This is a genomic window from Cohnella algarum, assembly GCF_016937515.1.
Lineage (GTDB): Bacteria > Bacillota > Bacilli > Paenibacillales > Paenibacillaceae > Cohnella > Cohnella algarum.
On sequence record NZ_JAFHKM010000002.1, the window covers coordinates 782,494 to 797,274 of the forward strand.

The window sequence follows — 14,781 nt, forward strand, 5'->3', positions numbered from 1 at the left end:
GAGCCTCGCCGGCGCCGTTAGACCCGGTCAGCCCTTGACGGCCCCCACCATGACGCCTTTGACGAAATGCTTCTGCACGAACGGATACATGATCAGCATCGGAAGACTCGATACGACGATGACCGCGTATTTCATTCCCTCGGCCTGCAAAATTTGATCCATCAGGCTCGCGCCGTCGCCCCCGGCCATGTTGGACATATCCTCCTGAATCAACAAATTCCGGATGATCATTTGCAGCGGCAGCCGCGAGTGATCGTGAAGATAGATCAGGGCCGGAAAATACGAGTTCCAGTGCGCGACGCCGTAATACATCGTCATGACGGCGACGATCGGCATCGACAGCGGCAGCACGATCCGAACCAGCGTGCCGACATTGCTGCAGCCGTCGATAAAGGCCGCCTCCTGCAGTTCATAGGGAATCGAGGTTTGAAAATACGTTCGCATGACGATCAGATTCCACACGCTGACCGCGCTCGGAATGACCATAACCCACAGGTTGTCGTACAGTCCGAGCATGTTTTTGTAAGTCAAATAAGTGGGTACCAGCCCGCCGTTGAAGATCAGCGTAAAAGTAAAGATCAGCGACAGCGCGTGCCGGCCTTTCAGATCCCTCCGGGACAGCGCATAGGCGCCCATCGTCGTCATCGCGATATTGACGGCCGTTCCGACGACCAGATAAATCAGGGAGTTTCGATAGCCCATCCAAATATCGGGATTCCGGAAAACCTTGCGGTAAGATTCCAGCGTCACGTCCTGCGGCCACAGCCACAAACGGCCTTTCACGATCGCCAGGGGATCGCTGAAGGAAGCGCTGACGATATACAATAGCGGGTACAGCGTTGCGAGCATGACGATCGCGAGGACCGTATAGACGACAACGTCGAATAAGCGATCCCCCCTGCTCTTCGTCTTAGGGTTGAATTCCATGTATCGCTTCCTCCATCACCACAGGCTGGTGCCGCTTTTTCTTGCAATCCGGTTGACGGCGACAATCAATCCGAAATTGATGACGGAATTGAACAGGCCCACGGCGGCGGAAAAGCTGAATTGCGAACCCAGCAGGCCGATCTCGTACACATACGTAGAGATGACGCTGGACGAGCTGCGGTTCAAATCGTTCTGCATCAGGAAAATCTTCTCGAAGCCGACGTCCATGATAGAGCCGAACTGGAAGATCAGCATAACGATCGCCGTCGGGATCAGGCATGGAACGGCGATATGGAGAAGCCGCCTGAATTTGCTTGCGCCGTCGATCATCGCCGCTTCGTACAAACTCTTGTCGATGCCGGCCAAAACCGCGATATAGAGAACGGAGCTGAACCCCATGTTCTGCCACACGTCGGAGAAAACATAAATGGATTTGAACAGCTGCGGCTCCGTCATGAAGTAGACCGGTTCTCCGCCGAACAGGCGGATCGCCTGATTGACGAGTCCCGTCGAAGGCGACAGAAAGGCCATCACGATGCCGACCAGCACCACCGTCGACAGAAAATGCGGCATAAAGGCGACGGCCTGAACGCTTTTCTTGAACCATTTTCCCCGCACTTCGTTGACCAGGAGCGCAAAGAGAATCGGCATGGGAAAGGCGACCAGTATCTGATAAATGCTGATTTCCAGCGTATTCCGAATAAGCGTCCAAAATTGATAATTGTCGAAAAAACGCTCGAAGTGCTTAAAGCCGACCCATGGGCTTCCCCATATTCCTTTGGCGGCGGAGAAATCCTTGAACGCGATCTGTATGCCGTACATCGGCAAATATTTCAGGAGCAGAAAGTAAACGACAACCGGCAGGACGAGCAGGTACAAATCCCAATTTTTTCGAATGGAGCGCGGCAACAGCGTTCTCGCCGCCGGCCTCTCCGAACTCGCTGTCATGTAAACACTCCTTCGGCGAACGGTTCGCTATCCGCGGGAACGAGGGCGCTCCGGAACCCGTCCGGAGCTGCCCTTCATTCGCTTTCGCTTGCCTGCCGCTCAGCTTTCCCGGTAGCGGGTATAGGCGGCTTCGTAAATTTCCGTCAACCGGCTAAGCCCCATCTTCTCCAACTGCTCGACGTACGCGTCGAATTCATCGAGCGAAGCCTTGCCTTGCACGAACTCGGCGGTGCGCTGGGTAACGTAGCCGTAAATGTCCGCTTCCAGCGCCAGCTTTTCCGCAGCCTCCTCTTCGGTGAAGCTGAACGGCGCCCACAGCTCCTCCGGCAAATAGGGACGCAGATTTTCCGCGGCTTGCTTGGCCGCCGGTTCCGTTTCTCCTCCCTTGAAATACTCTTCCAGAATCAGCGTAGGCAGGGAGCCGCCCGCATAGGGCACATACTTCGATACTACCTGGTCGAAGGAGGACCCCTCCGGGATGTTGTTTACGATTTCGGGCAGAAACTCGTAGCTGCCGTCGGCGTTCTTCCGGTAGGATTCGCCCTCGATGCCGAGATACAGCATGCGAATGCCTTCTTCGCTGTAGAAATAGTCGATCCAACGCATCGTAGCTTCCGGATTTTCGTTCGTTTTGCCGATCAGGAACGCGCCTCTGGAGCCGATAGGTCCCCGCGCGCTCGTAAACAGCTTGTCGCCTTTCGGCCCCTCAAGCGCCGTATCCAAACCCGCGTAATCGTCGGCATTCGAATTGGCTCGGGCCACGATATTGCTGAACGAGAAGCTGCCTACCCGATTTTCTTCGTTTTTGGCCAGCACCTTCGTGCCTTCGTTTGTGAAAATTTCCGGGTCGATCAGTTTTTCCGCATACAGCTTGTTCAGATAAGCGAGCAGCTCCTTGTAGCCGTCGCTGGCCGGAATGAACCGCAGTTCGCCCGAAGCGGGGTCCGCGTCCCAGTTGACGTTGCCGACGCCTCGATTGCCTAGGCCGAACGCTCCGCGAAGCACGAGCACAAGATCGTCCAGGGAATCCGCGGTCATCGGAATTTCGTCCGTTTGCCGGTTGCCGTTCGGATCCTGATCCCGGAACGCCTTCAGAACCTCGTACAGCTCGTCCGTGGTCGTCGGCGATGCCTTGCCGGTCGCGCGCAGCCAGCTTTGATTCAGGAACAGTTTTTTCGTAATTTCGATGCTTGGAGAAGCCGTGAGGTTCGGCAAGGCATAAATACTGCCGTCTGCCGTAGCGATGCCTTTCTTGACGTCCGGGTATTTGTCGAGGATCGCTTTGAAGTTCGGTGCATATTGATCGATCAGGTCGTTCAGCTTGAGGAAGGAGCCTTCGGCCCCGTACTTGTCGATATCGTTGTCCGGCATCTTGACCCGGTAGAACATATCCGGGAGCTCGTCGCTCGCCAGCGCCAGGTTACGTTTTTCCGTGATGTCCGCCGACGAATATTCATCCCATTCGATATGAATGCCGGTCATCTTCTCGTATTCCTGCCAGACCCGGATTTCGTTCCATTCGCTCGGTTGTGCCGGGCTCAGCTGAACCATGGCCGTGAGCGTCAGCGGTTCGTTCACGATGGGAAACCCTGTCGGATTCAGCGCTTCCGCGCTCGCGGGAGCGGCGTTCGAGCCGGCGGGCGCCGACGATGACGGCTCCGCGTTGCCGCCGCTGCAGCCGGCGAGAACGATAGCAAGCGTCAATCCCGTCGCGAGAAAAGAAGAAAATGTCTTTTTCAAAGGTCGTTCCTCCCTGCCTATCGCTTCTTTTCAGAAAAGTTATTTTTGATTATTTTGAATTTTCGGATTATAATGACTGTACGTTTTCCTCGTCGGCCATGTCTTCGTTTTTCGTCCTGTGTTTGCTTTAAATGATAGAAATGCCCCCTTGCCCCCGAACCCGTCGGGATCGTCGTCTTTTATGTAAAATCCGGCCGATCGACGGCCGTCGATCGGCCGGATTTTATCTCGGGATGGCTACCTGTTTTTTTTCCGCAAAATTTGCCGGTACCGGTATTTGTACCTGTCGCTGCGGACATAGCTTTCGCAATATTCGATGTTCCGCTGCTGCGCCTTCGTCACGCGGGTAAGATGCATGACGGCTGCGTTTTTCTTCAATTGGAGCAGCGGAACGAGCTCGGCCGGGCAGTTGACCGCCTCCGATTCCACCTCGGCTTCCTCGGCCATCAACCCGGAACAGCGGAAGATCGTCAGGTATAGGCCTTCCTTCTCCAATTGCTCTTCCCCCGCTCCTTCCATGACGGACCAAGGCGTGTACGCCCGCTCCCACGCGAACGGTTCGTTCCCGATCAGCCGAAGCCTAGTGAGCTCCCATACCGGCTCCGACGGGGCGAGTCCGAGCAGCTTTTGCAGCTCCGGCGACGGCGAACAGGTCTTGAAGCTGAGAATTTTAAAATCCGAGGTCAGCCCTTCCTTCTCGATCTCCTCGGACAAGCTGTAGGAGCTTGTAAATTCATTGACGAAACGGGGAACCGATACGAAAGTGCCCTTGCCCTGCTTGCGGACGAGATAGCCTTTCTGGACGAGCTCCTTCAGCACTTCCCGCACGGTAATCCGGCTTACGCCGTATTCTTCGCACAGTTCGCGCTCGCTTGGAATTTGGGCGCCCGGAGACCAGACGCGCCGCTCGATCTTTTCCAGCAACGCGCTCCTCAATTGGTATTGCAGCGTCACCGGAAGCTTATCATCTAGCAAATCGGGTTCCTCCGCCTCATGACATTTTGGAACGGCCATCAAGTTTAACCTGTATGCAGAAGACTTTGTATCCGCCGTAACTGGTTATAACATTATAATATATCAACTAGATCGTCAATAGAGTTTACACAAGTTAACTATATTTAACGCCCGTTTTACGATTCGTTCTTCGGCGGGTTTTCCCGTATAAAATCATAGCAGCGCATGCCCGAATAGGGCATGCGCTGCTCGTCTTGCCTCGCTTATTGTTAAGCTTGAACCATTTGCATAAAGGGGCACACCTGTGTAGGCGTGCCCCTCCTATTTAAGCCCGAAGGGCTCGTTATTCATTCTCCATCGTGGCGATGTCGATCACAAAACGATACCGGACATCCGAAGCCAGTACGCGTTCCCAGGCTTCATCGATCCGATTGGCGGAAATCACTTCGATTTCGGGAGCAATATGGTGCTCGGCGCAAAAATCAAGCATTTCCTGCGTTTCGCGAATTCCGCCGATCATCGAGCCGGCATACGACCGGCGATGACCGATAAGAGACATGGCATGAACGGACAACGGTTCCGCCGGCGCGCCGACGTTGACCATGGTACCGTCCAGCGCCAGCAACGAAAGGTAGGCGTTCACGTCGACCTTCGCGCTCACCGTATTCACGATGAGATCGAACTTGCCGGCCAGTTTCTTGAACGTTTCGGGATCGCTCGTGGCATCATAATGGTCCGCGCCAAGCCGCAAACCGTCTTCTTTCTTTTTCAAGGATTGCGATAAAACCGTAACCTCTGCCCCCATGGCATGAGCCAGCTTCACCGCCATGTGCCCAAGTCCGCCGAGTCCCACGACAGCGACTTTTTTCCCGGGGGCGGCTCCCCAGTGGCGCAGCGGCGAATATGTCGTGATGCCGGCGCACAGGAGCGGAGCGGCGACGTCAAGCTCCAAGCCGTCGGGAATTTTAACCACGAAGTCTTCGGTTACGACGATGTGGGTGGAATAGCCTCCCTGCGTGTACTGCCCGTACCGGTCGATAGCCCCGTAGGTGCCGGTCATTCCATTCAGGCAGTACTGCTCTTCTCCCTTGTGGCAGTTTACGCATTCTCCGCAAGAGTCCACCATGCAGCCTACCCCAACGCGGTCGCCAACGGCATGCTTGGTGACTTCCGAGCCGATCCGGGTGACGATTCCGGCGATTTCGTGCCCCGGGACGAGAGGATATTGGACCGGTCCCCATTCGCCGCGGGCGGTATGAATGTCAGAGTGGCAAATCCCCGCGTATTTAATTTCGATGAGGACATCATGCGGCTGAAGGTCCCTGCGTTCGATCGTGGTCAGTTTGAACGGACCTTCCGGATGGAATACTGCACGTGCATTCGCGTTAATCATATCTATACCCTCCTGAAATCTATCATTATCGGTCCGCGACCAAAGCGAATAAACGAAATACATCGTTTAATCAACTTGCGTCTATTATTATGGATAAAGAAGAGCAGATCAATGGTCAAAGAAGCGCAAAACGTTGATATCTCAACACAATAATTGAAAATGTCAATTAACTCAGAAGGCCTTTTCGAAATCAGCATCTTCATCGGCGGCCTTCGAGCGGCAATACCCTCTTACTTCAGTTTTTTGCCGCAGCGGTCGTAGGGACAGTGGAATGGTGGTTCAAAAACGGCATGTCTTTGCCGCCTCGCGTTATCGCAGAACAGACGGGGATCTTGTTGGATCGGAATTTTGGATAACAACTTTCTTCAATTCGGACAAAATCCTCACCCGTGACTCGGGATGAGGATTTTGCAGGTTTCAAAATGGATCGGTATTTGAACCATTGAGATAGAAATGATGGATGTTGTTCAACTGTCATTTCGAGATCGGGAGAGGACCTGTCTGAACAATTGTCCGGTATTGAATAGGCGTGATGCCCTCCAGCTTCTTGAACTTTCGAATAAAATTCGTAGAGTCGACATAACCGACCCTCAGTACGATATCCCCAATGTCATGTCCGAATGAATAAGCAGCTCTTTCGCTTTCTCCATCCGAATTTGGTCGATATAGTGTTTCAAGGATTGTCCTGTCTGGTTTTTAAAGTATCTTGTCAAATAAGACGCGGAAAAACCGAATTCATCCGCTATCGATTCCAAACCGATCGACGGATCCGTGTAATGCTCCAGAACATAGATCCGGAGTTGTTCCAGCAGGTCGCGGTTTTTGCTTTCCTTCTGGCTTTCGATATACTTGCATATTTGTTGACAATAATCGATCATTAAGCGCTCCAGTTCGGAGAAGGTTTCGAAACGGGACGCAAACATTTGCTCGACCGTCAGATCGGCGTCGTCAAGCGGAATATTCATCTCAACGGTAGTTTTAATGACCGTATTGATCATATCGAAACAAATATATTCGACTTGCTCGATCGAGAGCGGTTTCGCGGCAATGCTTCCCATCATATTACGCAGCAAGCTCTCGACCTCTTCGCTGTTTCCTTGTTTGATCGCTGTTCGCCGCCTGACTTTATGGCGGGAAAAAGGCATGAATTCGCCATTCGGTGTGGCGGAGCCAAACCGAATAAACAGCCGACAATAGCCTAATCCCTTCTGTACAATGACGGTGGATTAGGCTATTGTCGATTAAAAAGGAAAATGCTCCCGAACCTTTGGCGAGGATCCCCGGGAGCATTCACTTCATCATGTCAAAAATACTTTATTTCGGCCTTTCTTGCAAGGCTTATTTACGCACATTCGGAAATCAATCTCCTGACGTCCAGCTCTGCTGTGAAAACTGCGGTCGGCTTCTCCATAAACACGGTCGTTATTGGCGAGGAATTGTGACGAAGCATGAGGTCATCCAGATCCCGATCTACCGTCGATATTGTCCTACCTGTAGAATAACAATCTCCCTCCTGCCGGAGTTCCTGATTCCATGGGCCCGGTATGCGACTTGGGTGCGAGAAGCGGCATTAAAGCGCAAGCACAAGGGATTCTCTTGGCGGCAGACGACAGAAAGCACAACAACTCCTGCCGTGCGTTATAGCCGCCGTACGTTGAAACGCTGGTGGGCAAGACATCTGCGCCGCGCAGCGGATGCAGCACTATGGGTTGCTGGGAAACTCGTAGCCCAGGGGGACGACACGGATATACTCCACCTTTACCCCACCATGATGAACCCAACGCCAATGGATACATTGGATTGGCTGGACAAACTGTTACCCCGATTCATCCCCGCTGGCGCATCCAGACGGGGCTATTGGACGTTTCTAAATGCGAGGTTACCTGTAGCATCACGCTTATAAATCCCTTCAGCATCCACCGCCAAGGAGCAAGGCAAACGAAAATCGCCTCCAAAATTGCTTTAAAAATCGCCTGGACGGCAAGTTGCCCTCCTGATCCCACAAAATATGCGCCCTCCCTGGCTTCTAGCGTCTATGCGATACTCTCATAGACCACAGGGAGAGGAGATTTAGCATGGATGAGCAAGCAAGGCAGCAAGAAGCCAACTTCCGTTATGGCTTAATTGCATCACTGGTTAGCCGCAAATTGGATCCCGGAGAACAGATGGCGTTGATGCGCGAAATTGTAAGCCATGAGTATGAAACGTCGTCGGGACAGCGAAGGAGAATTAGTCTACGAACGCTTGAGCGATATTTAAAAGCGTATCGCGAAGGCGGATGGGAGGCGCTGTTGCCCTCCGTCCGAGCAGACAAACTCACGACCAGGGAAATCCCCGAGGATGTGCTTGCCAAAGCGATTGCCTTAAAGCAGGAGCAACCCGGCCGAAGCGTCAGGCAGATTATTGCGATTCTGGAACTGGCGGCATTCGTGGCCCCCGGCACCCTGAAAGAAAGCACGCTTAGCAAGCAGCTTCGCCGCCGCGGCGTCACGCGCAAAGCGTTACTGAATACGGGGTGGAGCCACTTTCGCCGGTTTGAAGCCACGCACCGAAATAGCATGTGGCAAGGCGATGTGCAGCATACCCTTTACCTTCCGCATCCGGACAAGCCCGGCAAGAAGGTCATGGCCTATCTGGTTATTTTCATTGACGATTACTCTCGCTTCGTTGTGCATGGCCAGTTCTATTTCGAGGAACGTGTGGCCCGGCTGGAGGATTGCCTGAAGAAGGCGATTTTAAAGAACGGAGTGCCGGAAATGATCTATGTCGATAACGGCGCCATCTATTCTTCACACCATTTTGAGCGGATTTGCGGGCGACTGGGGGCAGAGCTTAAGCATACTCGCCCCGGACGTCCTATGGGACGCGGGAAGCAAGAAAAGTTCTTCCGATTTGTCGACCAGAGCTTTGTGCCGCGCTTTAAGCAGCGCCCAGTCGACCGATACCAAAAAGACGACCACCCGATTCGCATGTTGCCGCCGCATGAACTCATAGAAGTATTCTTGCTGGAGGAATCCCGCAAAGTGGACAAAACGGGATGCATCTCGCTGCTGGGCACGATATTCGAGGTCCAGACAGAGCTTGCCGGCTCGAAGATTCAGGTGCGATTCGATCCGCACGACCTGTCCGTCATCCAGGTGTGGAAGGACGGCCAGCGCTATGAAGACGCGAAGCCAATGAAGCTCCGCGATCCGAAAAACCGGCCGAAGCAGGATGAACCGAAGGCCGTCATGCAACCGCCGAAGACGGGCCTCAACTATGTGGAATTATTGGTGGAAGAACAGAAACGGCAGACCCGCGAAGCGCAAGGCGCTGCGCTTTCGCGAGCGATGAAAGAGGTGAATCGCTCATGATTCGTGGTTTCTTCGGGTGGGAGCGCGTTCCGTTCACCCGGGAGATTGAAACACGGCATCTGCACCGCTCCAAGCGATTCGAAGAATGTGTAGCACGGATGCAGTATATGGTGATGACTCGCTCGATTGGCTGCGTCACCGGTGAAATTGGCTGCGGCAAGTCGACAGCCGTTCGCTACTTGAAAGACCAACTGGATCCGAACAAGTACCGGTTTATCTATCTGTCGGATGCGAATCTGAAACCAAGGGACTTTTACCGTGAACTCCTCCACCACTTCGGCTTGCCGCCCAAGTTTCTGCGCAGCGAAGCCAAACGGCAATTCCAGCACCTCGTATGGGATTTGTACGAGAACCAGCAGAAGGTCGCCGTTATTGTCGTGGATGAAGCGCACCTGCTTTCAGGAGACATGCTGCAAGAAATACGCTTTTTGACGAATTTTCGTATGGACTCGATTTCGCCGCTTGCCCTGCTGCTCATTGGACAGCCGGAACTACAGGCCACGTTGCAACTGAGAATCTTCAAGCCGATTACACAGCGGATGAACGTGCGTTTTCATTTGGAAGGCTTGTCGCTCGAGGAGTGCCGCGATTACATCTCCCACCAATTGGAGGTTGCCGGAAGTACAGGGCCGGTGTTTACGACAGAAGCGATGGACGCCATATACGCGCATGCTCGGGGATATGCCGAGAGATAAATAACGTCTGCACCGCTGCGCTTCTGGATGCAGTGCTGCGAAAAGACAAAATGATTGATACCGTCCATGTGACGAGGATCCTAGCTGAATTTAAGGAACAGTGAGGGATGACAAATATGAATGAGATACGATTTCATGGAGATACCGAGCGTTGGAACGTGTACGATGGAGAAGAGTTGCTTTGCTCGCTACGTTGTGGTGATGCCGTGATGATTCAAGTAGGAAAGCACTTCTTGCCATCCAACCTTGAGCTCGATACGGACTGGTACGTGAAGTTTGGAAATTCGAAGTTCTGGCTCCACCGACATGCCAAGTACCGCGTCCGACCGCTGTTCTAACTGCTCTTCGGAGCAGTTTTTTTACGCCGACAAACAAAGGCGAAATATAATTGTCTCCGAAACGGCGGTGAGGAAAGCAAAAAGCCACCGTCATTGGCGGTTCCGAATCTACCGTCAATTAAAGTGGCTGATGACACCCAGAGTCATTTTCACCCACAATGACATTCAAGTTGGGATTAAACACCACTTCAATCCCTGGCTTTCCATCATTGTGCCCTCTAAATTTTCTCCAGTTCCATATTCTTAAAGTTTCAAGGTACATTTTTATCATTCCTCTTATCTAATAAGTATAAATAAAATGCACATGTTTTCGACTTTATCAATTCCCTAAAATTCCCAATTGAAGAATAAAAATATTTTTTCAAATTGACCTTTATTAAGGTACATATAATCAATGTCGCTACGTGATATCTGTATTTCGTCACCCATACAAAATGGTACTTGATGTCATACACCGAATGTCCGCCTGTTTGGTAGTCGACCACACCCCTCACCTCTAACTTCATGTTAGGTGTGGCCTGCTACACTGTCAACGCGCTGGAAGCTGACCGGCTAAAGCCGGTGGGTTTAGAAGTCCGGTGATTTAGGTCAGTTGTAACCGTCTCTTCGGCATAAAAAAAGAGGAAAACAACCCAACCAGCGCCGAAATGAGCAGGTCCGACACTGCCTCCATCATCACGGATTTCGGTTTTGGACATGCCAAAACACCGGTTTGTGGTCGCTTTTTCTTAAACCGGCACAGTCTTTTCAGATTTTGAACGATGGCCGTGAGCACCGCCTGCTCTTGCATGCAGTCCAATCCACGGCTCCGTGCGCGGCCCAGGCCATGCGCGACTTTGCTTTCGGCAAACACATGCTCGCACCGCGTCCGCAACTTTTGCAGATGACGGTAAGAACCCATAAGCTGAATTCGTTTGGCTTTGTTTCGAATTTGGATTTCCCGGATTTTGGCCAGCCGTTTGCGTTGTTTCTCCGGATCGTTCGTTTGACGTTTCCAAGCAGGTACATCTTCCAGTGTCAGGTTGCGAAGCGAAACCAGGGGAACAATCCCTTGCTCGAACAACGCTTGCAGATAATCTGTCGTACCGTAGGCTTTATCGGCAGAAAGCGTCCGAATCCGGATTTGCGGATGGGCAAAACGGATCGCGAAGAGCTGCCGCAAGCTCGTTTCACGCTCAGCCGTTCCGGACGCGATGCTCGCTTGCGTAGACAGAATGACGCCGGATTTGATATCCGTCACATCATGCACCAAATACCGCAAATGCGCTTCCTGACCGTTGCTCTTTTTGTACAAGCGGGCATCCGGATCCGTTACGCTGCGGTGGGTCTTGTTCGAGAACGTTTTGCCATGAAAATCTTCATGCGTCGCTTCGTCTTCCAGCAGCCGCTCTTTTTGCGCGGGCGGTGCGGGCGGCTGTCGGTCATCATCGGAATCATGGGCGACACCACCGGTCTCTTCATCTTGCCGGGCCATGCGAGCCAAATAGTCTTCAATCGACTCCACCGGGGCCAGGGTGATTTCTTTCAAGCTGTGAATGGATGCGTTGGCCCGTACCTGGGTGCCGTCGACGCCGACATGCACATCGGGTTGGACCAGTCCCGCGGCGATGCACTGATCGACGACATGTTTCATCAGCTTCTCAAAAACACCGTGCGTTCGCCACAATTTCCGGGTCTTCACCAAGGTCGTCCGATCCGGCAGGGACGGCCGCGATGAGTCCGGGCGCACGACGGATTCGAAATCCAGTCCGCAAAACCACAAATAGCCCGCATGCATGGGCAACAGTTGATACAATTCCCGTTCGGAATGGTTGAACAAATACGAAAGCAGCATCAGTCGAACCATCCGCTCCGGGTCAGCCGCCGGGCGGCCGGTACGTTCCGTATATAGAGGCGCCACCCAATCATGAACGATGGAAAAATCAAGCGCTTCGTTCAGTTGGCGCAGGATGTGCTTTTTCGGCACGAGTTCATCCATATCCACGAATTGGAACATCTGAGGCTGGATAGCCGATGACTTGCGGGCTTTCATACCTAATCACTCTTTCGATAGTCGTGTTACGATATTAATTCGACAAAACCGTGATAAAAGCCTGCTTACGCGGACTTTATCACCGGACTTTTAAGCCATCCTCATTAATGATTACAATCTGATCTTCATTATCTTGGGACTTAACCGCCACCGGCCAACCCCCAACTTGACGTGCTCGCTCAAACCATTTCTCATGAATGGCTAGCGAACAGGAGTAGAGACTCCCGTCAAACCAAATTCCATTTTGAGTCACGATTCCAATACCCGACTTTTCTTTCACTTGGTAACACCCCAATGTATTTGGTGATATTACCATATTTACACTCTTCGGATTTATTTAATCCGTTTACGGATATTTAATTTTTCTCATTTTGATTTCTATAATTTCGTAGAGCTCATTTTTCTCTTGAGCAGGGAGTGCACGAATACTGGTAAGCAGCTTTAACTCCTCGCTTGATATATAGGTTGGAGTGGGAGAGAAGGACACGTCATCTGAAAGCAGCCAATTAAGATCACATTGGAACGTGTTTTTAAGCGCAATGATCGTTTCACACGATGGCAAACAAACCCCACGTTCAATATCACTAAGCGTTCCTTGCGAAACGCCGATTTTCAGTGCAAATTCTTTCTGATTCAACTCATGCGATTTTCGGATAGTTCTAACTTTCTCGCCCAGATTCAAACCGGATCAACTCCAACAAAAGAAAATAACCCCGCAAATATTCCATTTACGGGGTTCATGCTCATGATGTCTGTTTAATCGGAGTAAATACTGAAACACCCAGCAGTCTATCCTGAAAATATCGTTTCGTTAGAACGCCTAAAGAAGGCAATAGGAAAGTGACCCTCCGGCTAACACAAAATGGCCAGGGGTAATACGTAAGGTTTCGGTTAACGCAACAATTAAGAGGCAACCGTATTGACTGTAACAGATACTCCTAATGACTCAAGCTTCTTTAGGGAGTTCTTGATAATGACGTCGCGCTTGCGTTCTTCATAATAGGTTGGACCAAGTTCGATATAGGGTTGTCTTCGCTTAAGAATATAGTAGGCCATGGACAATATGCTGTGAGCAACAGCGACCGTCGCTCGATTGGCTCCCCGGCGTGCCGCAATTCGATGATATTGGCTGGATAAATAAGTCTCTCTTGTCCTAGCCGCAGCTTTTGCGGCTTCGACGAGTGTACTTCGAAGCTTCTTATTTCCTTTACGGGTTTTCCCGGAAATTCGCTTCCCTGCGCTTTCGTTCTGACCTGGACACAGCCCTGCCCAAGAGCATAGGTGGGCAGCTGAGGGATACTGGTCCATATTCGGACCAATTTCGGCCAGGATGGTCTCTGCCGTTCTTCGTGCCACACCTGGGATGGTGTCGAGCAGTTCCAGGTCTTCCTCAAAAGGGAGCATGCGCCTCTTGATTTCTTCATCCAACCTACCGATCTCTTCGTCCAAATAATCGACGTGCCGAAGTTGGGCGCCCAGCATCAATTTTTGATGTGGTCCCATTAAACCGTTCAAGGCTCGCTTCAAATCTGCTTTTTTGCTTCTCAGCTTCCGTTTTGCCAGATCCGATAAAGCCTCAGGATCGGTTTCGCCGGCAATCATCGCTTCGATCATCGCACGTCCCGATTTACCGAGCACGTTGCTCGCTACCGAGGATAGCTTTATATTTGCACCTTCCAGCACCTTTTGAATGCGGCTGACTTCTCGAGCGCGTTCCTCGATGAGACTGCGACGATACCGGATCAATTCTCTCAGCTCTCGTTGCTCGCGGTTTGGGATGTAACTACCTTTCAATAGACCGTGGCGAAGCAGTCCGGCGATCCATTCCGCATCTTTGACGTCAGTTTTGCGGCCCGGAACATTCTTGATGTGCTGGGCGTTCACGACAAGTGCCTCAATCTCTTCGAGCTCCAACAGATTGTAGATCGGCTTCCAGTAAGGTCCTGTGCTTTCCATAGCGGCATGAGTGCATCCCTTGGTTTTGAGCCAATCCATAAGCAAGATCAAATCATCGGTCATGGTGCCGAACGTGCGGGTCTCTTTACCTTCAGGTGTGATGGTGCAGGCAACGATGTTCTTTTTATGAACGTCAAGTCCGCACACATGACTGTATACGACGTCCATTCGTAAAACTCTCCTTACGGCAGCAAGATTGAAGGGGCTGGTGCAACAACCACATATGGTTATTCTATCCTGCGTGCTTCCGAATTGGAGCAACAATCTGTGGTGCACCTGGTCGTTAGGGTCAGTCTAACACTCGGGCTCGAAGCACCATTGACTGCCGACCTGCCTTCGCCAGCCATAAGTAAATTATATCGCGTGCCTACATTTTCATCATCTGATGGTGCCGCGTTAGCGGCATGGGCGTCTAACACTTTATTTTTCAGTCTAATACTTTATT

At 51.8% G+C, this 14,781-nt stretch carries 14 protein-coding genes and 2 pseudogenes; 5 read left to right on the forward strand and 11 right to left on the reverse strand.

The window, feature by feature from the left end; genetic code table 11:
* Positions 1–27: 27 nt before the first annotated feature.
* The 5 genes from JW799_RS03610 to JW799_RS03630 form a co-directional block, all read right to left on the reverse strand.
* On the reverse strand, positions 28–927 hold the full coding sequence (locus JW799_RS03610; RefSeq protein WP_205428719.1) for a carbohydrate ABC transporter permease: 900 nt from the start codon (positions 925–927) through the stop codon (positions 28–30).
* 15 nt (positions 928–942) lie between these two features.
* The gene (locus JW799_RS03615) at positions 943–1,875 is read right to left on the reverse strand and encodes an ABC transporter permease (protein WP_080835729.1); all 933 of its coding nucleotides are present in this window, start codon (positions 1,873–1,875) and stop codon (positions 943–945) included.
* A gap of 99 nt (positions 1,876–1,974) precedes the next feature.
* Positions 1,975–3,615, reverse strand: a complete 1,641-nt coding sequence (locus JW799_RS03620; protein WP_080835726.1) for an extracellular solute-binding protein — start codon at positions 3,613–3,615, stop codon at positions 1,975–1,977.
* Positions 3,616–3,852: 237 nt separating this feature from the next.
* Complete coding sequence (locus JW799_RS03625; protein ID WP_080835722.1) at positions 3,853–4,590, reverse strand: GntR family transcriptional regulator; 738 nt, start codon at positions 4,588–4,590, stop codon at positions 3,853–3,855.
* A gap of 322 nt (positions 4,591–4,912) precedes the next feature.
* Entirely contained in the window at positions 4,913–5,962 is a 1,050-nt protein-coding gene (locus tag JW799_RS03630; protein WP_080835719.1) for an NAD(P)-dependent alcohol dehydrogenase, read from the reverse strand.
* Positions 5,963–6,201: 239 nt separating this feature from the next.
* Here JW799_RS03630 and JW799_RS29185 point away from each other — a divergent pair.
* Positions 6,202–6,318: pseudogene (locus tag JW799_RS29185) on the forward strand (TetR-like C-terminal domain-containing protein); the annotation flags it as partial.
* 118 nt (positions 6,319–6,436) lie between these two features.
* On the opposite strand, the gene JW799_RS29925 reads toward JW799_RS29185, so the two are convergent.
* Positions 6,437–6,643, reverse strand: coding sequence for an AraC family transcriptional regulator (locus JW799_RS29925; protein ID WP_205432797.1), 207 nt, complete (start codon positions 6,641–6,643; stop codon positions 6,437–6,439).
* Positions 6,553–7,035 carry a helix-turn-helix transcriptional regulator gene (locus JW799_RS03645; protein WP_205428722.1) on the reverse strand — a complete coding sequence of 161 codons (483 nt, stop codon included), beginning with the start codon at positions 7,033–7,035 and terminating at the stop codon, positions 6,553–6,555. The genes JW799_RS29925 and JW799_RS03645 overlap by 91 nt, the downstream gene beginning before the upstream one ends.
* Positions 7,036–7,262: 227 nt before the next feature.
* On the opposite strand from JW799_RS03645, the gene JW799_RS29930 reads away from it, so the two are divergent.
* From JW799_RS29930 to JW799_RS29935, 4 genes are all read left to right on the forward strand, one after another.
* Positions 7,263–7,865 (forward strand): DUF6431 domain-containing protein, encoded by a 603-nt coding sequence (locus JW799_RS29930; RefSeq protein ID WP_420830672.1) that lies wholly within the window; start codon positions 7,263–7,265, stop codon positions 7,863–7,865.
* 172 nt (positions 7,866–8,037) lie between these two features.
* The gene (locus JW799_RS03650) at positions 8,038–9,315 is read left to right on the forward strand and encodes a DDE-type integrase/transposase/recombinase (RefSeq protein WP_205428724.1); all 1,278 of its coding nucleotides are present in this window, start codon (positions 8,038–8,040) and stop codon (positions 9,313–9,315) included.
* Positions 9,312–10,010, forward strand: coding sequence for an ExeA family protein (locus tag JW799_RS03655; RefSeq protein WP_205428197.1), 699 nt, complete (start codon positions 9,312–9,314; stop codon positions 10,008–10,010). Before JW799_RS03650 ends, JW799_RS03655 begins: the two co-directional genes overlap by 4 nt.
* Before the next feature lie 116 nt (positions 10,011–10,126).
* Complete coding sequence (locus JW799_RS29935) at positions 10,127–10,348, forward strand: DUF5348 domain-containing protein (protein ID WP_176220599.1); 222 nt, start codon at positions 10,127–10,129, stop codon at positions 10,346–10,348.
* Between the two features lie 401 nt (positions 10,349–10,749).
* On the opposite strand, the pseudogene JW799_RS29940 reads toward JW799_RS29935, so the two are convergent.
* The 4 genes and pseudogenes from JW799_RS29940 to JW799_RS03675 form a co-directional block, all read right to left on the reverse strand.
* A pseudogene (locus JW799_RS29940) lies at positions 10,750–10,833 on the reverse strand (IS200/IS605 family transposase); the annotation flags it as partial.
* A 98-nt stretch (positions 10,834–10,931) separates the two neighbouring features.
* On the reverse strand, positions 10,932–12,380 hold the full coding sequence (locus tag JW799_RS03665; RefSeq protein ID WP_205428726.1) for a transposase: 1,449 nt from the start codon (positions 12,378–12,380) through the stop codon (positions 10,932–10,934).
* A 346-nt stretch (positions 12,381–12,726) separates the two neighbouring features.
* Positions 12,727–13,062, reverse strand: coding sequence for a helix-turn-helix domain-containing protein (locus tag JW799_RS03670; RefSeq protein ID WP_205428729.1), 336 nt, complete (start codon positions 13,060–13,062; stop codon positions 12,727–12,729).
* Between the two features lie 221 nt (positions 13,063–13,283).
* The gene (locus JW799_RS03675; protein WP_080831943.1) at positions 13,284–14,504 is read right to left on the reverse strand and encodes an IS110 family RNA-guided transposase; all 1,221 of its coding nucleotides are present in this window, start codon (positions 14,502–14,504) and stop codon (positions 13,284–13,286) included.
* Positions 14,505–14,781: the final 277 nt, after the last annotated feature.